Origin of the sequence: Mycolicibacterium aichiense (genome assembly GCF_010726245.1) — a bacterium.
GTDB lineage: Bacteria > Actinomycetota > Actinomycetes > Mycobacteriales > Mycobacteriaceae > Mycobacterium > Mycobacterium aichiense.
Genome location: NZ_AP022561.1, coordinates 4085087 through 4110650 on the forward strand (window position 1 = coordinate 4085087; position 25564 = coordinate 4110650).

The following is a 25564-nucleotide window of genomic DNA, read 5'->3' on the forward strand; positions in this document are numbered from 1 at the left end:
AGTCGCTATCCCAGCCGCTGGCTGAGTCCTTGCACCGTTGGTGTCTCGAACAGGGCCTGCACTGGCAGCTGACGATCGAACACGGCGTTGAGAATGGAGACCGCGCGCATGGCAGACAGTGAGTCGCCACCCAGGTCGAAGAACGAGTCTTCCACCCCGACGTGTTCGGTGCCGAGCACCCGGGCGTAGATGCCGCACAGGCTTGCTTCGACATCGGTAGCGGGACCACGGCTTTCGTGCGGATAGTCCACCGTCGGCACGACCGATGTCGCGGTGTCCCAGTGTTCCAACGAAATCAGAGGGGAACCGGGATCGTCAGCCATCGCGATCAGAGCCTGCTCGAGTTGAGCGATCAGTCGCTGGATGGCGTTGTCATCGAACACATCGGTGCGGTACTGGATGCGAAGGTCCAGTTCGTCACCCGGCACGGCTTGAACGGTCAGCGGGTAGTGGTAGTAATCGCGGCTGTCGACGTCGCTCACCGTGAGCCCGTCCGCGCCCGACAACAAGGACGTGTCGGTCGGATAGTTCTCGTAGACGAAGACGGTGTCGAACAACCGGCTCTGGCCGACTGCCCGGTGAATCTCGTTGAGGCCCAGGTACTCGTACTCGAATGTACGGCTTCGCGCATCGGCAAGACGGCCGAGCAGATCCGCAGTGGTGTCATCCGGTGAGACGGTGACCCGCAGTGGCACCGTGTTGATCAGCAGCCCCACCATCGAGTCCACGCCTGGAACATCGGCGGGGCGACCCGCGACCACGACGCCGAAGGCGATGTCTCGACCGCCGGTCATCGCCATCAACAGTTGAGTCCAGGCGGCCTGCAATACGGTGCTGATGGTGGTGTGCTGGGCGCGAGCCAGGTCGTTGAGCGCCTGCGTCGTCTTCTCCGAGACCCGAAGCGACGTGACGTTCCGCGGCCCTTGGCCCAAGGGATCTCGAGTCCCGACCACTGTCGGAGTGTCGAACCCGGCAAGCGCTTCGGCCCACGCTGAACGCGCTGATCGAACGTCCCGGTCGGCCAGCCAACCGATGAATCTGCGATATGGCACAGCCGCAGGCAGCCGCTGTCCGTAATACCCGGCGAAGACTTCTTGCAGCAACACGGTCAGCGACCATCCGTCGAGCAGGATGTGGTGATTGGTCAGTACCAACCGGTGCTCGCCGGGGGCGATGCGGATCAGCGTGGCCCGGAATGCCGTCTGACCGGCCAAATCACAGACCGCAGCCCGATCGTCCGCGCACAGCTGTTCGATCTGGTCGTCGCGTTCGGCGGCGACATGAGTCAAGTCGACATAGCGCCATGGCACCACCGGGTCGGTCGGGATGACCTGGACCGGATCGCCACCTGAATAGATCGCCGGGTCGCGTTTTTCTCGCCCGCTGGACCGCCAGAAGCGCGCCGCGAGATTGGGATGTCGTTGGACCGCGGCCTGCACAGCCTCGTGCAGGCGGTGGGGATCCAGCCGGCCGCCCAACGTGACAGCCATCTGTACGGCATAGACGTCGTCGCCGCAGCTGTGAGCGATGTCGGCGTGGAACAGCAGTCCTTGTTGTAGCGGCGTCAGCGGCAGGATGTCGGCGACGTCGTTGACCCGGCAGAGCTCGTCGATTTGCTTCTGGGTCAGCTGCGCGGGCGCGATGTCGGAGGGTGTCAGCCCGCCGCCGCCGGCGTTCACGTGCGCGCAGATGCCGGCGAGCGCGTCGAACCACAGTTCGCTCAGTCGTGTGACCTGTTCATGATCCAGCGCACTGAGCGCCCAGGTCCATCCAGCCCGCAGCCGCGGTCCATCGGCGGTTTCCACTGTGCCGGCATTGAGTTCGACGGTGTGCATCAATGGCATCGGGACCGCCGCCGCAGGGCCGGTCACCTTCCAGCCGTCCTCCCGAATCTCCCAGATGTCCCCCGACACCTGGCCGCCGCCTGCGCCCATCCGACCGAGATAGTTGAATCCGATTGTCGGGTCCGCGCCGGCCAGCTGAACGTCGTCGTTGAGATAGCGGAGCAGTCCGTAGGTCAAGCCGTCCGGGAGGGCGCGAAGCTGCTCCTTGGCGTCTTTGACGATCGGCCCCAAAGCGATATCGCCGGCGAGCACCTGCCCCCAGTCCAGCCCGGCCGTCCGGAGAGCTACCGGGTACTTGGTGGTGAACCACCCGACGGTGCGTGACAGGTCGACATCGGCGATATCCTCCTGCCGCCCATGACCTTCGGCATCGATCACGACCGGTGCGCCTGCGGCGCCGAGGAATTCGGCCAACGCCAACCCGAAGGCGATCAGCAGAATGTCGTTGATGCCGGCATGGAAAGCTGCAGGCACCTCGCCGAGCAGCATCCTGGTCGTCTCGGGGTCCAGCTCCACCGACAGACTGCCAGCGTTGGCGTAGGTGTCGACCGCCGGTTGCACCGCAGGCAATAGTGCGGGCATCGCGGCAATGTGCCGCCAGCGCTCCAGCTGTCCGGTGACCTCGGGCCGGTACGCGTACTCGGCCAGAACCGACGCCCACTGGGCGAAGGATGTACGCGGGGCGGACAGCGCGATCTCCTGGCCGCCGTGATGCTGGGCCCACGCGAGGTTGAAGTCCTCCAGCAGAATTCGCCACGACACACCGTCGACGACCAGGTGGTGCGCGATCATCAGCAATTGCCCCGTCGGCACCGCCCACAGGGCGGTGACCATCTGGCCGGCCGCCGGGTTCAACCGTGACCTGGCCTCCGTCACCACCTCATCCGAGAGCACCTCGACCGTCTGCAGGCACGCCGCGGCATCCACCGCTCCCGGCTCGAGCACGATCGGTGACCAACCGCCCGCACCGTCGTCGTCGATGCGCAGCCGCAACATCGCGTGGCGGTCGAGGATGGCTTGCAGCACCACCAGCACGTCGTCCTCGGTGACGCCGACCGGCGCCTGGATCAACACGGTCTGGTTGAACTGGTCGACCGGTCCCTGAACTTCGTTGAGCCACCGCATGATCGGGGTCGCCGCCAGTGGGCCGACACCTTCGTCCACCACATCGCTCTCACCGTCGGTGAGGGTGGCGACCCGGGCCAGCCCGGCCACGGTCTGTTCGACGAAAACGTCGCGCGGACGGCACAGCACGCCGGCAGCGCGCGCCCGGGCGACCACCTGCATGGACAGGATGCTGTCGCCGCCGAGCTCGAAGAACGACTCGTCGACGCCCACCCGTTCCAGGCCGAGAACCTGCGCGTAGATGCCTGCCAGGATCTCCTCCACGGCGTCCGAGGGCGCACGGTAGGAGTCGGCGTCGTGATAGTCCGGCGCAGGCAGGGCCTTGGTGTCGAGTTTGCCGTTGACCGTCAGCGGCAGCGCATCGATCACGACCACCGCGGTGGGGACCATGTACGACGGCAGCTTGTCCGCCAACGCGGCGCGCGCCGCAACCGGATCCACCATGCCGGTCAAATATCCGACCAGACGTTTGTCGCCGGGCCGGTCCTCACGAGCGATCACCACCGCATCGTCGACTCCGTCCAATGCTCCCAGGGCGGACTGGATTTCGCCGAGCTCGATGCGGTATCCGCGGATCTTGACCTGCTCGTCGGAGCGTCCCATGTAGCGCAGTTCGCCGTCTGCGCCCCAATACATCAAGTCACCGGTGCGATACATCCGCGCGCCGGGTTCCCCGAACGGGCACGCCACGAAGCGGGTCGACGACAAGGCGGCCCGACCGATGTACCCGTCGGCCACCCCGGCGCCGGCCACGTACAGCTCACCGACCACCCCAGGCGCGACCGGACGCAACAGCGTGTCGAGGACGAAGAAGCCGAGGTGACCAAGCGGCACCCCGATGGGGCTGACGGCGCTATCCGCATCGCCGGCCACGATCTCGCGGAACGAGGCGTGCACCGTGGTCTCCGTGATGCCGTACATGTTGATCAAGCGCGGCGAACCCGGGGGGTGATTCTCAAGCCACGGGCGCATGCGTTGCGGCTCAAGCGCTTCCCCGCCGAACACCACAGCCTCCAGTACCAGCTGTGCACCGAGTTCGAGATGTGCGGCGTCGGCGGCTTGCAGTGCGTAGAACGCGGTCGGAGTCTGGCTGAGCACCCCGACGCGTTCCGAAACGAGAAGGGCGTGCAAGTCTTCCGGGGAACGCACCACAGCGTCGGGGACCACGACCACGCGGCCGCCGTACAGCAACGCGCCCCAGATCTCCCACACCGAGAAGTCGAACGCCAGCGAGTGACATTGCGACCAGGCGAGCCCCGTCATGTCCATATCGGCGTCCAGGGTCTCGAGCAGCCGAATAACGTTGCGGTGCGGAATCGCCACGCCTTTGGGTGTGCCCGTCGTGCCCGAGGTGTAGATGATGTACGCGACGTCGTCCGGGTGCGGCCCGGGTAGTGCCGCGCTGGTATCGACGGCGAGGTCGTTCAGATCGTTGACATCGATGACCGAGAGGGCTTGCCCGTCAAGCAGTTCCGTCAACGCCGCAGTGGTGATCGCGGCGACCGGCTTGGCGTCACCCAGCACGAACTGTCGTCGCGACTCGGGCACTGCCGGGTCGATCGGAACATAGGTGGCACCGGTCTTGACGACGGCCACCATCGCCATGATCGCCTCGGCCGAGCGCGGCAGCAGCAGCGCCACCCGCTGCCCGGGGCCCGCCCCACGGCCGATCAGCACACGGGCGGCGCAGTCGGTCACCTCATCGAGCTCGCGATACGACATCGAACGGCCCTCGAAGGTGACCGCCATCGCATCGGGCGTCCGCGCCGCCTGCGCCGCGAACACCGACGCGATCGACTTGGTGCTCGGCACCGCTTCAGTGAGCACGCTTCGATTGCCGACCTGATCAAGCCGGGCGTGCTCGGCGCTATCCAGAACGTCCAGCGCCGACATGTGTTGATTCGGCTCGGAAGTCATCGCTTCGAGCACACGCTGTAGCCGCTCGACGATCTTCTCGATGCTGGCGGCGTCGAACACATCGGTGCGGAATTCGATACCACCACCGATACCGGCGGGCTCACCCGCTGGGGTCCAGCGTTCGGCAAGATTGAAGGTGAGGTCCATCCGGGCGGTCTTGGTGTCCACCGCCAGGGGTTCGACCTGCAGCTCGCCGAGCGACAAACCGGCGGCATCGCCTGCCTGCCAACCGAAGTTCTGCCACGCCAACACTACCTGCACCAACGGGTGGTGGGCCATGCTGCGGGTCGGCTTGAGCCGCTCGACCAGTACCTCGAACGGAACATCTTGATGCTCGTAGGCGGACAGGCTGCGTCGACGCACTTGCGCCAGCAGATCGGCGAAGGTCGGGTTGCCGGACAGGTCAACCCGCAGCACCAAGGTGTTGACGAAGAATCCGACCAGTTCGTCCAGCGCGGTGTCAACACGCCCGGCTATCGGGAAGCCCACCGCCACATCGCTGTTGGCGGACAGATTCGACAGCAGCACCGCCAATGCGGTCTGGATCACCATGAAGCTGGTTGCATTATGCTCGCGCGCCACCCGTTCGACCGCTTGCTGTAGCTCGGCAGGCCAGTCGATGTCGAGCCGCGCGCCGAGGTAGTCGGCGACCATCGGGTATGGCCGGTCGGTCGGCAGCTGCAACTGCTCGGGCATGCCGGCGAGTGCGTCTTCCCAGTAGCTCAGTTCGGCGGAGATGCGGCTGTCGGCATCGGCCAGATCGCCGAGCCGCGCTCGTTGCCACAGCGTGTAGTCGACGTACTGGACCGAGAGGTCGGCCCAGCCGGGAGCCTCACCGGCCGACCGGCTCGCGTACGCGACACCCAGATCGCGCACCAGCGGAGCGATGGACCACCCGTCCGCGGCGATGTGGTGCACCACCGCAACCAGCACATGTTCGTCACCGGCGACCCGGAAAACCCTGGCTTGCATGGGGATTTCCTGCGACAAGTCGAATGCGTAGCCGGTCACCGTGTCGATGGCGTCAGCGAGTTCGCTGTCCGACCAGCCGGTCGCGTCGATGACGGTCCAGCCGAAATCGGCCATCTCGGTGGGCACGATGAGCTGTTCGGGCACTCCGGCCACCTCGGGGAAACGTGTCCGCAGGCTCTCCTGATGGTCCACCACGTCGGCCAGCGCCGCACCCAGAGCATCCACATCCAGCTCGCCGCGCAGCCGCAACGCGACCGGCAGGTTGTAGATGGGTGACGGCCCTTGGAGCTGGTCGACGATCCACAATCGGTTCTGTGCGAAGGACAGCGGCACGACCTCCGGCCGCGGACCGGCGACCAGTGGCTCCGCGGAGCCCTCGGCTCCGGACAGCCGGGGTGCCAGTTGCGCCACGGTGGGCGTCTCGAAGAGCGCCCGCACCGCGAGACCGCAGCCCAGGCTGTTGTTGACCGCGGCGACCAGACGCATCGCCGACAACGAATCCCCGCCCAGGTCGAAGAACGAGTCGTCGACGCCGACGCGCTCGGTACCCAGCACCTGGGCGAAGATCCCCGCCAGGATCTCTTCGGTCGGAGTGCTTGGCGCACGGTAGCTTTCCGCATCCTGATAGTCCGGCGCCGGAAGTGCCCGCCGGTCGAGCTTGCCGCTGACGGTCAGCGGCAACGCGGCCAGTTCGATCACCGCGGCCGGCACCATGTACGCCGGGAGTCGCTCGGCGAGCGCGACACGGATCTTGACCGGATCCGCCGTCCCGGTGAAGTAACCCACAAGGCGTGGGTCACCCGGACGGTCCTCACGGGCGATCACCACGGCCTGCTCGACCCCGTCGAGACCGGCCAGGACGGCCTGGATCTCGCCGGGCTCGATCCGGTAGCCGCGAATCTTGACCTGCTCGTCGGCGCGACCGAGGTACTGCAGTTGCCCGTCGGCGCGCCACCGCACCAGGTCGCCGGTGCGGTACATCCGGTTTCCGGGATCGCCGAACGGGCAGGCCACGAACCGCGAAGCCGTCAGATCGGTGCGCCCGATGTACCCGACTCCGACACCGCGGCCCGCCACATACAGTTCACCGACCACGCCCTCCGGCACCGGCTGCAACCGGTCGTCGAGGACGAACAGGGCGACGGTCGGCGGCGGCGCTCCGATCGGCACCTCGGCGCCGACCACCAAGGGCGCACTCATCGACGCATACACGGTGACTTCGGTTGGGCCGTAAGCATTGATCACCACGCGGCCGGGTGCCCACTGTTCCACCACCTCCGGCGGACAGGCTTCACCGCCCAGCAGCAGCGCCACCGATTCGAGCCCCTGCGGGCGCAGCGCGGCGACCGCCGACGGGGTCTGGGTGAGAACGTTGACGCGATCACGGACCAGCAGCGCGTGGAAGTCGTCGGGCGAACGGACCACCGCGTCGGGTACCACCAGTAGCCGCCCGCCACCGAGCAGTGCGGCCCAAATCTCCCATACCGAGAAGTCGAAGGCATAGGAGTGGCACTGCGTCCACACCTGATCGGGCGGAAGTGCGGGATGGGCAGAAGCCGCCAGGTGGGCCAGGTTGCGGTGGCTCAGCGCAACGCCTTTGGGTGTTCCGGTGGTGCCCGACGTGTAGATCAGGTAGGCGATGTTGTCCGGGTCCGGTGGCGGCGGCGCCGCCGCGGACTGACGGGCCACGGCCGGATCGTCGATGTCGACGACCGCGACATCGTGCCCGTGCAGCCGGGGCCGTAGCTCGGCCGTGGTCACGACGAGGACCGGCGCGGCATCGCCGAGCATGAATTCGATGCGGGCTTCAGGCAGCGCGGGATCGATGGCGAGGTAGGACGCGCCGATCTTCAGCGCGGCCAGCATCACGACGACGGCCTCGGCCGAGCGGTCCATGAACAACGCCACGCAGTCGCCGGCGCCGACACCTTTGCCGGACAGCAGGTATGCGAACCGGTTTGCCGCCTCCTCCAGCTCCCGGTAGGTCATGGACACGTCGCCGGACGTCAGTGCGACGGCTGTCGGTGCGCGGCCAACCCGTTCGGCGAACAGCTCTGGAATCGACACCTCAGCCTGCGTCGGCCTGGTCAACACCGCGCGGTTACCGATCGTGTCGAGGCGGGCACGCTCGGCGGGGTCGAGCACATCGATTGTGGACACCCGTCGGGTCGGCTCGGCCGTCATGGCAACCAGTACGCGGTGCAGTCGCGCGACCAACGTCTCGATGGTGGCGGCGTCGAAGACGTCGGTGCGGAACTCCACCATCCCGGCGATCCCGGTGGGCGCGCCGTCGTGGGTCAACCGTTCGCTCAACGAGAACGCGAGATCGACACGCGCAGTGTGGGTGTCGAGCGGGAGCTGGGTGACCTGCAGGTCCCCCAGAGCCATGGCGATGTCGTCGCTGGTCTCCCCCGGCAGGTTCCGCCAGGCCAGCATCACCTGGACCAGCGGATGATGGTTGAGCGACCGCGTCGGATTGATCCGCTCGACGACGGCTTCGAACGGCACGTCTTGGTGTTCGTAGGCTGCGAGGCTGCGAGTCCGCACCTGATCCAGCAGGTCCGCGACGGTGGGGTCACCGCCGACGTCGACGCGCAGCACCAGGGTGTTGACGAAGAACCCGATCAGGTCGTCGAGGGCGGGATCTCGCCGGCCGCCGATCGGAAATCCCACCGCCACATCGGTGCTCGCGCTGAGCTTGCCAAGCAGTAGTGCCAGCGCGGCCTGGATCAGCATGAAGCTGGTCGCATTGTGTTCGCGGGCTACCTGGGTGATCCGCTCCTGTAATTCGACGGGCCACTGCCACGACGTGGTGGCGCCACGTTGATCGGCCACCGGCGGGTATGGCCTGTCAGTCGGAAGCTCGAGCCGTTCGGGCATGCCGGACAACGCATCTTGCCAGTACGCCAGTTGGGCATTGATCAGGCTGTTGCTGTCGTCCAGGTCACCGAACTGCGCGCGCTGCCAGAGCGTGTAATCGACGTATTGCACTGGTAATTCGGCCCACATCGGGTTCAGGCCCGCACTGCGGCAGACATAGGCCACGCCCAGATCACGCACCATCGGGTCCATCGACAAGCCGTCTGCGGCGATGTGGTGCGCCACGGCCACCACCACGTGGTCGCTCTCGCTGATCCGGAACAGTCGTGCCTGCATGGGAATCTCGACGGCAAGATCGAAGGCGTGCAGTGCGACAGCACTGACTGCGTCGTCCAGCTGGGCCGACGTCCAGGCGGCCGCATCAATGACCTCCCATCCGAAGTCCGCCTGCTGCGCTGGTATCACCACCTGCTGAGGCACCCCGTCAGGTGCGGCGAACACGGTGCGCAGGCTTTCGTGGCGACCCACCACGTCAGCCAGCGCCGCGCCCAACGCGTCGACATTGAGGTGCCCTTGAAGCCGCAGACCGACTGCCATGTTGTACGTCGGTGAGGGCCCCTGTAATTGATCCAGGAACCACAATCGGTTCTGCGAGAACGACAATGGGATCGCCTCAGGGCGCTCCATCGGCACCAGCGGCGACAACCTGTTGTCTTCTCCGCCGATGCGAAGCGCCAGTTGCGCGACCGACGGAGCCTCGAACAACGTTCGCACCGACAGCCGGGTGTTCATTCCGGTGTTCACCGCGGCGATCAGGCGCATTGCCGACAGCGAGTCGCCGCCGAGATCGAAGAATGAGTCGTCCACGCCGACCCGTTGCACGCCAAGCACGTTGGCGTAGATGCCGACCAAGATCTCCTCAACCGCGGTCGTCGCTGCGCGGTAGGAATCGGTATCGACGAACTCCGGCGCGGGCAGGGCGCGCCGGTCGAGTTTGCCGTTCACTGTCAGCGGCAGCGTGTCGATCGCCATGATCGCGGCCGGAACCATGTACTCCGGGATGCGCTCGGCCATCGCCGCGCGGACAGCTACGGGATCGGCTGACCCGGTGATATAGCCGACCAGTCGCTTCTCGCCCGGTCGGTCCTCGCGGGCGATCACCACCGCCTGCTCGACCCCGTCCACCGCGGCGAGTGCGGCCCGGACTTCGCCGAGTTCGATGCGATACCCGCGGATCTTGACCTGTTCGTCGGCGCGCCCCACGTACCGCAGTTCGCCGTCGGCACCCCACCACACCAGATCGCCGGTGCGATACATCCGCTGACCGGGCGGCCCGAACGGGCATGCGACGAAACGGGACGACGACAAGCCCGGGCGACGCCAATAGCCCAAACCAGCCTGCGGCCCGGCCACGTAGAGATCACCGACCACACCGTCCGGAACCGGTTTCAACCATTGGTCGAGGACGAAGAACGCCAGATCGTCCAACGGCCCCCCGACGGGGCTCACATCGGAATCGCCCGCGATATCCGCGTGCACGATCTCGCGGAACGATGCGTGTACGGCGGTCTCGGTGGTGCCGTACAGGTTGAGCAAGCGCGGGGTGTCCGGGTGGTTGGCAAGCCACGGTCGGAGACGTTGCGGCTCAAGGGCTTCGCCGGCGAAGATCACCGCGCGCAGATTGAGCTCACGTCCGACCTCGGGCCGCAGCGTATCGGCGGTCTGCAACGCATAGAACGCCGACGGCGTCTGGGACAGCACGCTGACCTGTTCTGCGGCCAGCAGCGCATGAAACTCCTCGGGTGCGCGAGCCACCGATTCTCCCACCACCACCAGCCGTCCGCCATACAGCAGCGCACCCCACATCTCGCACACCGAGACGTCGAAGGCCAGTGAGTGCCAGAGCGACCAGACCTGTTCTGCCATCGCGATCTTGGTGTCCATCGCCGCCAGCAGCTGGGTGACGTTCTGGTGGGTGATCGCCACACCCTTGGGAATTCCCGTGGTGCCCGAGGTGTAGATCAGATATGCGATGTCTTCGGGCACCGGGCCCGGTAACGGGATGCTCGGGCAGTCCGCTACCGCAGGGTCATGCACGTCGATGATCGGTAGGCCGTGGCCGTCGAGGCGCTCGGCGAGCTGCGGGGTGGTGATCGCCGCGACAGGCGCAGCGTCGCCGAGTACCAGCTGCATCCGCGCGGACGGTGCGGCCGGGTCGATCGGAACGTAGGCTGCGCCCGTCTTGAGGACCGCCAAAATCGACACGATCGCCTCTGCAGAGCGCGGCACCAGCAGTGCCACCCGCTGCCCGGGACCAATCCCCTTGCCGACCAGCAGATGTGCGAAGCGGTTTGTAGCCTCGTCCAGCTCTCGGTAGGTGAGTGAATGCTCGCCGCACGTCAACGCCACCGTGTCCGGAGCACGCGCCACCTGCGCGGCGAACAACGCCGGAATCGACCTGGTGGGCACCGGCTCCGCGAGAGCGTTCCGGTTGCTCCACTGGTCCACTCGGGCGTGCTCGGCGTCGTCGAGTACGTCGATCAAAGACAGCGGACGGTCGGGATCGGCGATCATCGCTGCCAATACCCGCTTCAGCCGCTCGATCAGCGTCGTGATCGCGGCCGCGTCGAAGAGGTCGGTGTCGTACTCGACTCGCAAGTGCAGATCGTCACCGGGGATCGCTTGCATCGCCAGCGGATAATGGTTGTATTCGCGGTGCGCGAAGTTCGTGACGGACAGCCCGTCGGCGCCGGACAGCTTGGCGGCATCGATCGGGTAGTTCTCGTACACGAAGAATGTGTCGAACAAGTGGTCGTGACCGGTTGCACGGTGTATTTCACTGAGCGCCAGGTGCTCATGATCCAGCGTCTGCGCATGAGAGTTCTGCAGCTGGTGTAGCAGTTCGGTCGTGGTTGTCGCCGCGGTGATCGTTGCCCGCACCGGCACCGTGTTGATCAACAGACCCACCATCGAGTGGGCTCCCAAAACCTCATCGGGACGCCCCGACACGGTCGTGCCGAATGCCACATCACGCTGTCCCGTCAGGGACATCAACACCCGCGCGAAGGCGCTCTGCAGCACCGTACTCACCGTCGTGTGGCGTGAGCGTGCAAGCTCGGCAAGAGCTTTCGTGGTGTGCCAGGGGACCACGGATGCCACCACCTCGCGGTGCCCGAGGCTCGCCCGGCCTGCGCTGCCGAGCAATGTCGGCGTGTCGAAACCGGCCAGCACCTCACCCCACGCCGCGCGCGCGGCGTCGAGGTCGCGGCCGGACAGCCAGCTCACGAACCGCCGATACGGCGCGGCCGGAGGTAACCGCTGCCCGTAGTAGCTGGCGAACACCTCGCCGAGCAGAATGGGAAGCGACCAACCGTCCAGGACGATGTGGTGGTTGGTCAACACAAACCGGTATTGATCTGCTGCCGTCCGAATCAGCGCCGCACGGAATGACGGCTGAGTGGCCAACTCGCACACCGCACTACGTTCCGCGGCACAGATCTGTGCTATCAGCTCCCCGACGTCGCCACCGGCGGTGGCCAAGTCGAAGTACTGCCACGGCACCGCCGGGTCCGCCGGAATGATCTGCACCGGTTCGGCGAACTTCTGCGAGAATCGCGCCGCCACGTTCGGGTGCCGCGCGACGACGTCCTGCACCGCTGCCTGCAGCCGCTCCTCGTCCAGGGGACCAGTCAAACTGACATACAGCTGCACCGCGTACACGTCGTCGCCGCCCAGAGCCGCACTGGCATGGAACAGCAGTCCCTGCTGCAAAGGGGTCAGCGGCAGCACGTCGGCTATCCGGAAGCTGCCGCCGGCACCGGTCGAGGTGTTCTTGGCGACGACAGGAGTCGGCACGGGTGTGGCGGCTGCCGGTGTCGACGCAACCTCGTCGCCTGCGATCACGGCGGCCAATTGCGCAACGGTCGGGGCGTCGAACAGGGCTCGCACCGAAAGGCGGGTGTTCACTCCGGCATTCACCGCCGCGATCAGACGCATCGCCGACAGCGAATCACCGCCCAGGTTGAAGAACGAGTCGTCCACGCCGACGCGCTGCACACCCAGTACCTGCACATAGATGCCGACCAGGATTTCCTCGACCGCCGTTGTCGGTGCGCGGTAATGGCTGACGTCCTGAAACTCCGGCGCCGGCAACGCTTTTCGGTCGAGCTTTCCGTTGACCGTCAGCGGCAGCGCATCGATCACCATGAGCGCTGCGGGCACCATGTATTCGGGTAGTCGCTCGGCCAGCGCCGAACGCAGTGCTGCAGGTTGGGCTGTCCCGACGACGTAACCCACCAGCCGCTTCTCGCCGGGACGGTCTTCGCGGGCGATCACCACCGCCTGGTCGACCCCGTCGAGGCCGGCCAGCACCGAGCGGACCTCACCGAGCTCGATGCGGAAGCCGCGGATCTTCACCTGCTCGTCGGCGCGACCCACATAGCGCAGCTGGCCGTCCGCGCCCCACCACGCCAGATCGCCGGTGCGATACATGCGTGTTCCCGATCCGCCGAACGGGCAGGCCACAAAGCGGGACGCGGTCAACCCCGCGCGGCCCGAGTAGCCGACACCGACACCGCGGCCTGCCACGTACAACTCACCGATCGAGCCGGGCGGCACCGGCCGTAGCCAGCCGTCGAGAAGGAACAGTGCCGCCCCCGCGATGGGTGGCCCGATCGGCACCGGCCCGGAGTCGGCGGCCAGCGGTGCACTCAATGCGACGTCGACCGTCGTCTCGGTGGGGCCGTAGGCGTTGATCATCACCCGTCCGGGCGCCCACTGATCCGCCAGCTCGGTCGGGCAAGGTTCGGCTCCGATGATCAGCGCCACCGACTCCAGTGCCGCGGGCGACAACATCCCCACTTCGGACGGAGTGGTGCTGAATACGCTTACGCCCTCGGAAACCAGCAGTCTCTGAAGGTCTTCCGGCGCGCGGGCCACCGACTCCGGCACCACCACGAGGCGGCCACCGCCCAGCAGCGCGCCGAAGATCTCCTGGACCGAGACGTCGAATCCATAAGAGCGGCACTGCGACCACACCCGTGTCGGTGGAAGGGCTGCCGCGTGCAGCGAGTCCATCAGCTGCGCAACGTTGCGATGGGTGATGGCCACGCCCTTGGGGACCCCGGTGGTTCCCGAGGTGTAGATCAGGTAGGCGATGTCCTCCGGTGTCGGTCCGACGAGGTCGGTTCCGGGCTGATGATCGAGAGCCGGGTCATTCACGTCGATCAGCCGTATGTTGTGTCCCGCCAACCGCTGGGCCAACGCGGAGTTGGTGATCGCCGCCGCCGGCTCGGCGTCAGCCAGCACCAACTCCATCCGGGCCGACGGTGCGGCCGGGTCGATCGGCACATACGCCGCCCCGGTCTTGAGCACCGCCAGAATCGATACGATTGCATCCGCCGATCGCGGCAAGAGAATCGCCACTCGCTGACCTGGACCAATACCCTTGTCCGCCAGAACATATGCGAGTCTGGTGGCAGCAGCGTCGAGCTCGCGGTAGGTCATCGTACGGCCGTCGAAGGTCAGCGCAGGCGCCTCCGGGGTACGCGCCACCTGCGCCGCGAACAACTCGGGGATCGACGGCGGCGGGGGTACCGGCTGAGCCAGTACCGCGCGATTGCTCCAGCCATCGAGTCTGGCGCGCTCGTCATCGGTCAGCAGGTCCAGAGTCGACAACGCCCGCTCGGGATCGGCGATCATCGCCGCCACCACGCGCGTGAGCCGCCCGACCAGAGCGTCGATGCCCGCCGCGTCGAACACGTCGGTGTCGTACTCGACGCGCAGTGTCAGCTCGTCACCCGGAATTGCCTGAACCGACAGCGGATAGTGGTTGGTCTCGTGGTGGGCAAACGTCGTCACGGACAATCCGTCGCTGCCGGAGAGCGTGGCCGCGTCGATCGGGTAGTTCTCGTAGACGAAGAAGGTGTCGAACAGCTGATCCATGCCGGTGAGACGGTGAATCTCGCTCAGCGCCAGGTGTTGGTGGTCCAGCGTCTGGGCATGATCACTCTGCACCTGCCCCAACAGATCAGCGGTGGTGGTCGTCGCATCGATGCCGACCCTCACCGGCACCGTGTTGATGAGCAGGCCTACCATCGCGTCCGCGCCGAACACCTCGTCCGGCCGGCCGGACACTGTCGTGCCGAAGACGACGTCGCGCTGACCGGTCAGTGCCATCAGCACCCGGGCGTAGGCGCCCTGCAGCACGGTGCTCACTGTCGTGTGACACGAACGCGCCACCTCACCCAACGCCCTGGTGGTGTCCTCGGACAGCTGGAAAGAGGCGATCGCGCGTCCGCCGGGTTCCCGCCCCGCTGGCCCGACCATCGTCGGAGTCTCGACCCCTGCCAGCACCTCACGCCACGCCGCGCGAGCCGCGTCGAGGTCACGGCCCGTCAACCAGCTGACGAACCGGCGGTACGGCGGCGCCGGGGGCAGCCGCTGCCCGTAGTAGCTGGCGAACACCTCGCCCAACAGGATCGGCAGCGACCACCCATCGAGCACGATGTGATGGTTGGTGAGCACGAACTGATACTCATCGGCCGCGGTCCGGACCAGTGCTGCCCGAAACGCCGGCTGATTTCCCAACTCGCACACCGCGACTCGTTCTGCAGCATAAAGCTCCGTGAGCTGGTCTTCGGTATCGAGCTCCACATACTGCCAGGGCACCACCGGATCAGCCGGAATGACCTGCACGGGCTCGGCGAATTTCTGCGAGAACCGGGCCGCCAGATTGGGATGCCTGGCCACCACCGCCTGCACCGCGTCGTGCAACCGCTGCGGGTCCAGCGGACCGCTCAAGCCGACGTACAGCTGCACAGCGTAGACATCGTCGCCACCCTGAGCCGCACTGGCGTGAAAGAACAACCCCTGCTGCAGCGGAGTCAGCGGTAAAGCATCAGCTATCCGCATACTGCCGCTGAAGCTCGTCGATCTGCTCCTGGGTGAGGCTGGCCGCGATATCCGACGGAGTCAACCCGCCTCCGCCGCCCTGCACATGCGCGCAGATACCGGTCAACGCCTCAAACCACAACTGGCTCAGCCGATTTACTTGTGCCTGATTGAGTGCCGACGGTGCCCACATCCACTGGGCGGTGAGGATCGGACCCGCGTCGGTGTCCACTGTGCCGGCATTGAGCTCCAGGGTATGCATCAACGGTATCGGCGGCTTCACGCTCGGACTGATGTTCGCCAGGCCGTCCCAGCAGATCTGCCAGGCGTCCCCGGATGTTTCGGCGCTCGTCGCGCCCTGGCGGCCCAGATAGTTGAACCCGATCACCGGGTCGGGTGCTTCCAGATCGACCTCGGGGTTGAGATAGCGCAAGGCTCCGTAGTTCAGGCCTTCGGGCATGGCGCGAAGCTGCTCCTTGGCCGCTTTGACCACCGCGCCGAGCCGCGCGTCGCCGGCAGCCACCTGAGCCCAGGTCAAACCGCCGACTTCCAGCGCCACCGGATATTTCGCCGTGAACCAGCCCACTGTTCGCGACAGGTCCACGTCGGCGGCCAAGTCCTCGTCGCGCCCATGCCCCTCGACGTCAATGGAGATCGGCGCCCCACCGGTTCCCAGGAATTCCGTTGCGGCCAAAGCGAATGCGATCAACAAGATCTCGTGAACGCCGGCATGAAACGCTGCCGGGACGTCCCCGAGCAGCGCCTTGGTGGTCTCGATGTCAAGCACTGCCGCGAGGTTCCCCGCGGTCACCATCGTGTCCGTAAAGGGATCCACCTGAGGCAATGCGGCCGGCGTCGCGGCGATCTTTCGCCACACGTCCGCCTCTGCCACAACACCGGCGCGGTACGCATGCTCAGCGAGCACCGACGCCCACCGAGCAAAGGACGTACCCGGCTCGGGCAGCACGACCGGCTCGCCGGCGCGATGCCGGGCCCAGGCGAAGTTCAGGTCCTCCAACAGAATTCGCCACGACACCCCGTCGATCGCCAGATGGTGGATGATCGCCACCAGCCGGTTCGTCGAGGTCACCCAGACCGCGCTCAGCATGACGCCGTCCGACGGGTTCAACTGGGTTCCGGCATGAAGCACTGCGTCGTCGGTGAGTGCGTCGACGGTGTGCAGGCGCGAACGTGCGTCCACCGAACCGGCCTCGGGCACCTCCAGGGACCAGCGGCCATCTTTGTCACGGTCGACCCGCAGTCGCAGCATTGCATGTCGATCCAGCAGAAGCTGCAGCATCTCGAGCACATCGGCTTCGGTCGTACCCGCCGGCGCCTGGACAACCACCGTCTGGTTGAAGTGGGCAACGGGACTACCCGCGGCTTCCAGACTTTCCAGCCAGCGGATGATCGGCGTCGCGATCACTGGACCCACCCCGTCGCCGGCCAGGTCGGTGTCGGCGTCGATCACCTTGGCCACCTGAGCCAGCCGGGCCACCGTCTGCTCGACGAAAACGTCACGCGGACGGCACAACACGCCCGCGGCCCGAGCCCGGGCCACCACCTGCATCGAGAGGATGCTGTCCCCGCCCAGCTCGAAGAACGACTCGTCCACCCCGACCCGCTCCAGCCCCAGAACCTGGGCATAGATTCCCGCCAGGATCTCTTCGACGGCGTCGCCGGGGGCCCGGTAGGAGTCGACATCCTGATATTCGGGCGCCGGCAGTGCCCGCGTGTCGAGCTTTCCGTTCACCGTCAGCGGCAGCGCGCCGATCGTGACGACGGCGGATGGAACCATGTAGGCCGGAAGGCGCTCAGCCACGGCCGCACGCACCGCAGCCGGGTCCGCGGTCCCGGTGATATAGCCGACCAATCGCTTGTCGCCGGGGCGGTCTTCGCGGGCGATCACGACCGCTTGCTCGACGCCCTCCACATCGCCGAGGGCGGACTGGATTTCGCCGAGTTCGATGCGGTAGCCGCGGATCTTGACCTGCTCATCGGCGCGGCCCACGTACTCGAGTTCGCCGTCTGCTGTCCAGCGCACCAGGTCGCCGGTCCGATACATCCGGGCGCCCGGCTCCCCGAAAGGGCATGCCACAAACCGGGTTGCCGCCAAGCCGGCGCGGCCGACGTATCCGTAGGCCAGCCCCGAGCCGGACACGTACAGTTCGCCGACCACGCCTGCGGGAGCGGGCTGCAGCCACCCGTCGAGCACGAAGAAGCCCAGGTTGGCCAGTGGCCGCCCGATCGGGCTGACCGCGTTGTCAGTGTCGGCCGAAGTGATCTCGCGGAACGACGCGTGCACCGTGGTCTCGGTGATGCCGTACATGTTGATCATCCGCGGTGATCCCGGGTGATTCTGCAGCCAGGTTCGGAGTCGTTGTGGTTCAAGCGCTTCGCCACCGAACACCACGGCTTTGAGGGATAGGTCACCAGCCGCCGGCGAGTCGGCGTTCTGCAGTGCGTAGAACGCCGATGGGGTTTGGCTCAGCACCTCTACCCGCTCGGATACCAGCAGGGCGTGGAAGTCTTCCGGCGAACGGACCACCGCGTCCGGTACCACCACCACCCGGCCGCCATACAGCAACGCGCCCCAGATCTCCCACACCGAGAAATCGAATGCCAGGGAATGGCATTGGGTCCAGACCTGATCGGCCAGCACCATGTCGGCGGCCAGCGCCTCCAACAGCCGGGTGACGTTCTGGTGCGGTATCGGTACGCCCTTGGGGGTTCCCGTGGTGCCCGATGTGTAGATGATGTACGCGATGTCATCGGGCTCTGGCCCCCGCAACGCGGTCGCCGGTTGATCGTCGACGGCCGGATCGCTGAAGTCGATGATCAGCATGTCGCGTCCGTCAAGGCGTTGGCGCAGATCGGAATTGGTGATCGCGGCGACGGGGGCGGCATCGTCGAGCACGAATTGCATGCGCGCGTCCGGAACCGCCGGATCGATGGCGATATATGTCGCGCCCGTCTTCAGGACGGCCAGGATTGCGACGATCGCCTCGGCCGATCGCGGCAGCAACAGTGCCACCCGTCGCCCCGGGCCCGCGCCGCGCGCCGCCAGGAGGTTGGCCAACCGGTTCGATGTCTCGTCGAGCCGGCGATAGGTCCATGCCTGCTCGCCGTAGCTGAGCGCCACCGCATCGGGGACTCGGGCCGCCTGCGCCGCGAAAAGTGTTGGGATCGACGCCGGCGTGCCGAGCTGATCGGTGAGCCCCTCACGATTACCCCAGGAGGCGAGCCGGTCGCGTTCGGCACCGTCGAGCACGTCGATCGATGACAGGCTTCTGGCCGGGTCCGCAGTCATCGCCACCAGCACCTGCACCAGCCGCCTGGTCACCTCGGCGGAATCCCACTCCGCGAACAGACGTCCCGAGCCGAGCACGTTGAGATACAACTCCTCCCCCAGCCCGGAGAAGGTGAATCCCGAGCTGCCGGCCAGACCCGAGTTGGTCATGGTGGCCGATGCGGGGGCACCGCCGAAGTCCAACGTGAACGCGGCCGGGAAGAAGTTGATCGCCAACCGGGATGCCTGTGAGCCGCGTTCGAGGGCGTGCACCGGAAATCGCTGGTGCTGCAGCGCTTCTTGCATGCGGGTGTCAACCTGCGTGCAGAAGTCGCGGATCGACGTCCGCGCCGGGGTGCCGAGCACCAGCGGCACCAGTCCCGCGGCCATGCCAGGCAACGTCTTCAACTCCGGTCGTACCCGCCTGCTGACCGGGAAGTCGAACACCACCTCGGCACCCGCCCCGCACCGGCCCCGCACCAGAAGCGCACTCGCCGCGGCGATGACCGCGGTGCGAGGGATGTCCCAGATGTGGGCCAGCTCGTCGACCCGGCGCAGCACTGCCGAATCCAGCCGGACAGGCGCTGAACGGAAGCCGAGGTCGCTGTCGTCGGGCGACTCCGATCGCTGGTTGCCTGCAACTCCGTCGGCCGGCAGGTGGTGCGACCAGTACTCCTGGTCGGCGGAGAAGTCGGCGGACGCCTCGTATTCCGCTTCGCAGTCCAGCAGGTCTTTCAGCGAGCCGAAGAACGCGGGCGGGACGAGGTCGCCGGAGATGGTGGCGGAGTAGATCGATGCGACGCGGTTGACGAGCAACCAGATTCCGGCACCGTCGATGACGATGTGATGGAAGCATCCGAACACATAGAACTCGGCAGGCCCGGTTTCGAACAGCGCGTACTTGAACAGCGGGCCGGTGAACGGCATCGTCGTGCGCTGGATCGACAGCGCCGTCTCCTGCACCTCCCGCTCGGGGTCGTCCGCTCCGCTGAAGTCGTAGAAGTCCAGGTCGATCTCCGGGTAGTCGATCACCCGCTGGAAGACCTTGCCGCCCTCCTCGAAGAACGCCGCCCTGACCGGTTCGGCTTCTCGCATCGCGCGCGTGAGCGCCCACTCGAAGGCGTCGCGCTCCAGCGCGCCCTCGACTTTCAACAGCATGCCGATCTGCCAGTCGGTTGCGGATTGACCCGTTTCCTGTGCCAGCCAGATGTCCAGCTGCGCGCGCGTCAGCGGAAGCGCGTCCTCGTTGAGTTCCATCACGACTCCCAGACCCAAACCCTCAACTAGTCAGACGCTCGACTTCCTGCCAACCGATCGCGCAGACTCTTCGGTCGGATGTCGGGCCAGTTCGCTTCGATGTATTCCAGGCAGGCAGCGCGATCGGCTTCACCGTGAACGACACGCCATCCGGCAGGGACGTCGGCGAACGCCGGCCACAGGCTGTGTTGTTCCTCGTCGTTGACCAACACAAAAAAGGCGCCCTCGTCGTCATCGAACGGATTGGTGCTCACCGCGTCTCCCGACACTCTCGTCAATATAGGTAGAACAAGTTCCAAACCATACTTCGTGGTGTGACCCATGTCATGAAGTTGGGTGTGACTCACATCACCGGATAGCAACCTTTTGTATCCAGACGCCGTCGACTGACAGTGGTGGCCACGGGTTTCTCTCAGATGGCGCAGTTAGAGCCACCTTCGTGGCATTTCGTCGTGACGCTGGCCAGTGCCGTACAAGTGCTCACAACCCGGCTACGACCATTAGCGTCACGAGCCAGCAAGCGCGGCGCCCGGCGCCGTCATCACCGCGTGACGGGACCTCTGCGGGCGAAATCCTCCAGACGGTCGGCGGCGGCGGCGGCGCTCTTGGCTGGTTCGGTGATCCTGGTGGCGAGTTCACGGGCTCGGGCGACGTACTCGGGAGCAAGAACGGCGCTCAGGTCGGCCACCAATGTCTCCTCGGTCACCGTGGAGAATCGCCGGGCGACGCCCACCTTCAACCGCTTGACCGCGCCCCCGTAGATCGCGTGCACGAGATCCCAGAACAAAATCAGCTGAGGAACTCCGGCGCGCATGGCGATGGGCGTGGTGCTCGAGCCCCCGTGGTGGACGATCGCGCGGCAGGCCGGGAACACCGTCGCATAGTTCATCAGACCGACGACCTTGACCCGCTCGGAGTGCGGGGCGTCGCTGAAATCCGTGTTGGCCGCGCCAACCAGCGCGCGTGTCCCCAGCCGTGCGCAGGCTGAGTCGATCATCGCGATCGTGTCGGCCGGCGACTCGACCGGAATGCTGCCGAAGCCGAAGAAAATCGGTGCCGTGCCCGCCGCGATCCAGGACAGCACCTCGTCGTCGGTGTCGGCGCCCAACTCCAGGGTCAGTGTGCCGACGAACGGCCGCTGCTGGTCGAACTGTGCCCATTCGCCCGCGAGCCCGGGGAAGCACGCCTCGTCGTAGGCCTGGATTTCCAGCGACCCGCGCTCAGTGATCCGCCGGGGCGCCGAGTGCTCGGCCTTGGGCAAGCCCAGTTCGCGACGCTGGGTGTCTTCGACCTTCTTCGTCCCACGCCACGACATCCACCAGAAAGCCCGGACCACTGCCCGGCTCAGCGGTGCAGGCAGGAAAGACAGCACGCGGGAATTGGGCCGCAGCGGAAAGTAATGCAAGGTGGCCAGCGGGATGTCGAAGTGTTCGGCGACGTTGGCGGCGGCATCTTCGAAGTTGATGCCGCTGAAGATCAGGTCTGCCCCGTCGGCCAGCGACATCAGCGTCGCACTCATGTCCTGCCAGCCCTGGAAAAGGGGGCCCGAGATCTCCCGGCGCGCTCTGGCCATCTGCCGCAGTCGCCACGGCGTGCTGAAGAAGCACGTCCAGTAATCACGGTGTGCGTCGAGAATCGATCGCGAATTCGGGCCGAATCCGACCGTGTCCGGGACCGCGGCCTTGCTGAATTCGATCAGATCCGGCGGCACCGCCATGGACACCTCGTGCCCCCGGCGCACCAACTCACGGCCGACAGCCGCGGTGGGTTCGATATCGCCGCGACTCCCCCACGTTGCCAGTACGAACTTCATCGCCGAATCGGGACGAGCTACTGGGCGGGGCTCATGGCAAGGAACTCGCCGAGATACCGGGGCGGCTTGAGGTTGAGCAGACGGGTGCGGTCGGCCTTGAGGTCGGCATAGGTCAGCGCCGCGACCTGCTGCGGGGTGTACGGCAGCGTCGACTCCGGTGTGCCCTTGCGGACGAATCCGACACCCTGGTCGCATTTGAGCACGCCGACCACGAGGTCGGAGCGGGTGCTGCGGAGCTCGACGATCGCTTTCCAGACGTCGCCGTTCCAGATGCCGATCTTCAACGGCCCGGACTGCTGCGCCATGAACTCGTCCCACGACTCCGCGCGACGGCCCGCCAACTCGAACGGCGGGTTGCAGTCGTGCAGGAAGATCACGCCGTCGTCCTTGAGGTAGCGCACGGTGTTCTCGACGTCGCGCACCACCTGCTCGTAGGTGTGCAGGCCGTCGATCAGCGCGACGTCGACCGGATGCTCCTGCAGCAGTGCCGTCTCGTTCTCGAAGAACGCGTCGCTGGTGGTCTCGAAGTATTTGGTGACCCGGCCCTTGGCGTCGGCGAGCTCACGGGTGCGCTCGGTCAGCCGGAACGCCGGGTCGACGGCGAACTTGACGTCGGCGCTGATCCGCTGGAAGGCCTGCCCGCGCGAGACACCGATCTCCAGATAGACCGGATCGGAGCGCATGGCGAGCGCCTGTTGGACGGCCCTGATCCGGTTCACACCTGGCATCGCATCGGCCAACTTGACGAGGCCGCTGTTGAAATTGACGCCGCTGATATTCACGCGTGGTTCCTACCACAAAGGGGTTGCCCGGCATGAGGGTTTCGACTCACTCCCCGTGCGGGTAAGAATGGTCGGCTATGCCGCGTTCATTCGAGATCGTCTGCGAATCCGCCGCCAGCGTCGAGTCGATTCACGCGACGTTCGGACGCGCCGACTACTGGGCGGACCGGTTGGCGGGCGACGCCGCATCCACCCTGGATTCACTGACCGTCGATGTCGACGGGACGGTCGATGTGCACATCACCCAATACCTCGGTCGCCAGATGTTGCCCGGCCTGATTGCCAAGGCAATTCCCGGCGATCTGAAGCTCCAGTACCGCGAAACATGGCGATCCGCAGGCGACGGCCGGGTTCGGGGCGCGGTCGACGTATCGGCGGCCGGCGGATTCGGATCGAGCCGCGCCGAGAACTGGCTGGCTGCGGCAGGCCACGTATCGCAGCTGCGCTCGTCGGTAAGCGTAGAGGTCAAGATTCCCTTGGTGGGCGGCCAACTCGAGAAATCGATCGGCGCCGGCTTGACCAAGAGCATCCCCGCAACACTGAGCTACACCACCACGTGGATCGCCGAACACGGATAAACCACCCCTTATTGACGGACGCGAATGCAACAATGCCTCGACCGACACAGGCGTCCGCTCGACAAGTTAGGTGATCTTGCACCAGGCCGACAGCGTTAGCCCCACCGCCAGCCGGCCGACCCGACGCTCCGAACCGGGAATATTCCGTGCAGACATCGAAGGTCTGCGGGCCGTCGCCGTGCTGGCCGTCGTGCTGTTTCACGCCGCGGTTCCCGGCATCGGTGGCGGGTACGTCGGCGTGGACGTGTTCTTCGTCATCTCCGGATTCCTGATCACCGGGTTGCTGTGGCGTGAACTAAGCGGCACCGGGAAGGTCCGGCTGCACAACTTCTATGGCGCTCGCGCCCGCCGCCTGTTGCCGGCATCGGCCACCGTCGGCATCGTCACGATGGCTGCTTCGGTGATCCTGTTGCCGCCGTTGCAGGCTCGGCCCGCCGTCACCGATGGGATCGCCAGCGCGCTCTACGTGAGCAACTACCAGTTCGTCCTGCGCGGTGTCGACTACTTCAGCAACCACATCACGCAGTCGCCGTTCCTGCACTACTGGTCGCTCGGCGTCGAAGAGCAGTTCTATCTGGTGTGGGCACCGATGTTGCTCGCCACCGTGTGGCTGCTCCGGCTGGCGCGCCGAGCGCGACACCGGCCGGCGGACGGCGTCACATCGTCAAAGCGCCCGTTCATCGTCCTGCTCACACTGGTCGCAGTGGTGTCGTTCGTCCTGTCTTTTCTGGGCAGCTACATCCTGCCGGCCGCGGCGTTTTATTCCTTGCCCACCAGGGCTTGGCAGCTGGCCGTCGGCGGGTTGGTGGCGCTGACATCCCTTGGATGGCAACGCCTCTCGCCTCGGACCGCCGCCGCCACGAGCTGGGCCGGCCTGGCTCTGATCGTGCTGGCCTGCGGGTGGCTCAGCCCCGCCACCGTGTACCCGGGGGTCGCGGCACTGCTGCCGACGCTCGGTGCGGCATTGGTCATCGGCGCCGGCTGCGCCACACCGACCAAGGGCGGCGGACGCCTGCTCGGATGGGCGCCGATGCGCGCCATCGGTCGCATCTCCTACTCGTGGTACCTCTGGCATTGGCCGGTGCTGGTCCTCGCACCGTTCGCGCTCGGGCACTCGCTCGGCTTGGCCGAACGGGTCATCGCGTCGCTCTTGTCGGCCGGACTTGCGTGGCTGACGCTGCGGTATCTTGAGAACCCGCTGCGGTTCGCGCTGGCCATCCGCACCTCCGGATGGCGAAGCCTCGGGCTCGGCGCTGTCGCCACCGTGATCGCAGTCTGTGTCGGGCTGGGGCTTCTGAAGGTTGCACCCACGCCTATCGGGCACGGTGCCGCCGCAACGCCGGTGACATTCACCGAGGTAACCGTCGCGACGGGCGCGCCCTCACCGACCTACCGCGCCGCGGTGAAGCAGATATTCGCCCAAGTGCAGACCGCCGTCGCCGCGTCGGCCGACCTCACATCCGTACCCGCCAACCTGGCGCCCTCGTTGTTCGACGCTCTCGCCGAGAAGAAGGGCCTGTCCTTCAACGGGTGCCTACGCGGGCCGTTCGAGAGTGGACAGCCCGAATGCGCCATGGGTGACACCACGTCGGCAACGACGATCGCCCTCGTCGGCGACTCGCACGCGGCGATGTGGACTCCCGCGTTCCAGCGGGTCGCTACCGAACGACAGTGGCGCCTCGAGCTGATGGCCAAGGGCGCCTGCCCGTTGCTGGATATACCGATCACCAATCCGTTGAGCCGATTGGCAGAGCTCCTCGCACACTGCGCGGAATGGCGCCAGGAGATCGTCCGTCGGCTGAAAGCCGAGCGGCCGCGGTTGATCGTGCTGAGCCTGTGGCACGGCTACGGGACCACCGAATCCCTGTCCGGCTACCGGTCCTATGACGCTGGGTGGATCGACGGCCTCTCCCGCATGGTGCAGAGACTCCGCGATACCGGCGCCGACGTGCTGGTGCTCGGACCGATCCCGGATCCGCACTTCCATGTGCCTGCGTGCCTGTCGGGCTATCTGGATAACGTGCCGGCTTGCACACCGACTCGATCGTCCGCGGTCAACGCATCAGGGATCACCGCCGAGGCTGCCGCGGTCACGGCGAGCGGCGGGCAGTACGTCGACACCACCGACTTGTTCTGCACCCTGCAGCGCTGCCCGGTCATCGTGGGCAACACCCTCGTTTACCTCGACGAGAACCACATGTCCCAGACCTACGCACGGGCGCTGGCCCCGGTGGCAGCGGCCCTGGCCGATCGCGCGCTGGCCCAGAAGTAGAGAG

Annotated in this window: 7 protein-coding genes; 2 read left to right on the forward strand and 5 right to left on the reverse strand. The window is 66.4% G+C overall.

All coding sequences use genetic code 11. The features are described from left to right. Positions 1–5 precede the first annotated feature (5 nt). The 5 genes from G6N32_RS29145 to G6N32_RS19720 form a co-directional block, all read right to left on the reverse strand. Positions 6–15590 carry a non-ribosomal peptide synthetase gene (locus tag G6N32_RS29145; protein WP_115321475.1) on the reverse strand — a complete coding sequence of 5195 codons (15585 nt, stop codon included), beginning with the start codon at positions 15588–15590 and terminating at the stop codon, positions 6–8. Next, positions 15577–20115: a non-ribosomal peptide synthetase gene (locus G6N32_RS28915; protein WP_115321476.1), complete on the reverse strand. Its 4539-nt coding sequence runs from the start codon at positions 20113–20115 to the stop codon at positions 15577–15579. The genes G6N32_RS29145 and G6N32_RS28915 overlap by 14 nt, the downstream gene beginning before the upstream one ends. A gap of 26 nt (positions 20116–20141) precedes the next feature. Beyond that, positions 20142–20369 carry an MbtH family protein gene (locus G6N32_RS19710; RefSeq protein ID WP_115321477.1) on the reverse strand — a complete coding sequence of 76 codons (228 nt, stop codon included), beginning with the start codon at positions 20367–20369 and terminating at the stop codon, positions 20142–20144. A 287-nt stretch (positions 20370–20656) separates the two neighbouring features. Then, the gene (locus G6N32_RS19715; RefSeq protein ID WP_115321478.1) at positions 20657–21928 is read right to left on the reverse strand and encodes a glycosyltransferase; all 1272 of its coding nucleotides are present in this window, start codon (positions 21926–21928) and stop codon (positions 20657–20659) included. Between the two features lie 17 nt (positions 21929–21945). Next, positions 21946–22656, reverse strand: coding sequence for a class I SAM-dependent methyltransferase (locus G6N32_RS19720; protein WP_115322021.1), 711 nt, complete (start codon positions 22654–22656; stop codon positions 21946–21948). A gap of 131 nt (positions 22657–22787) precedes the next feature. On the opposite strand from G6N32_RS19720, the gene G6N32_RS19725 reads away from it, so the two are divergent. Both G6N32_RS19725 and G6N32_RS19730 read left to right on the forward strand, forming a co-directional pair. After that, positions 22788–23288 (forward strand): DUF2505 domain-containing protein, encoded by a 501-nt coding sequence (locus tag G6N32_RS19725; RefSeq protein WP_115321479.1) that lies wholly within the window; start codon positions 22788–22790, stop codon positions 23286–23288. A 70-nt stretch (positions 23289–23358) separates the two neighbouring features. Then, positions 23359–25560 (forward strand): acyltransferase family protein, encoded by a 2202-nt coding sequence (locus tag G6N32_RS19730; protein ID WP_115321480.1) that lies wholly within the window; start codon positions 23359–23361, stop codon positions 25558–25560. Positions 25561–25564 lie beyond the last annotated feature (4 nt).

Excerpts from the sequence above, each read along its gene's own strand:
- G6N32_RS19725 (WP_115321479.1), top strand. The coding sequence starts at position 22,788 with ATGCCGCGTTCATTCGAGATCGTCTGCGAATCCGCCGCCAGCGTCGAG.
- G6N32_RS29145 (WP_115321475.1), bottom strand. The coding sequence starts at position 15,590 with ATGCGGATAGCTGATGCTTTACCGCTGACTCCGCTGCAGCAGGGGTTG.
- G6N32_RS19715 (WP_115321478.1), bottom strand. The coding sequence starts at position 21,928 with ATGAAGTTCGTACTGGCAACGTGGGGGAGTCGCGGCGATATCGAACCC.
- G6N32_RS19720 (WP_115322021.1), bottom strand. The coding sequence starts at position 22,656 with ATGCCAGGTGTGAACCGGATCAGGGCCGTCCAACAGGCGCTCGCCATG.
- G6N32_RS28915 (WP_115321476.1), bottom strand. The coding sequence starts at position 20,115 with ATGGAACTCAACGAGGACGCGCTTCCGCTGACGCGCGCGCAGCTGGAC.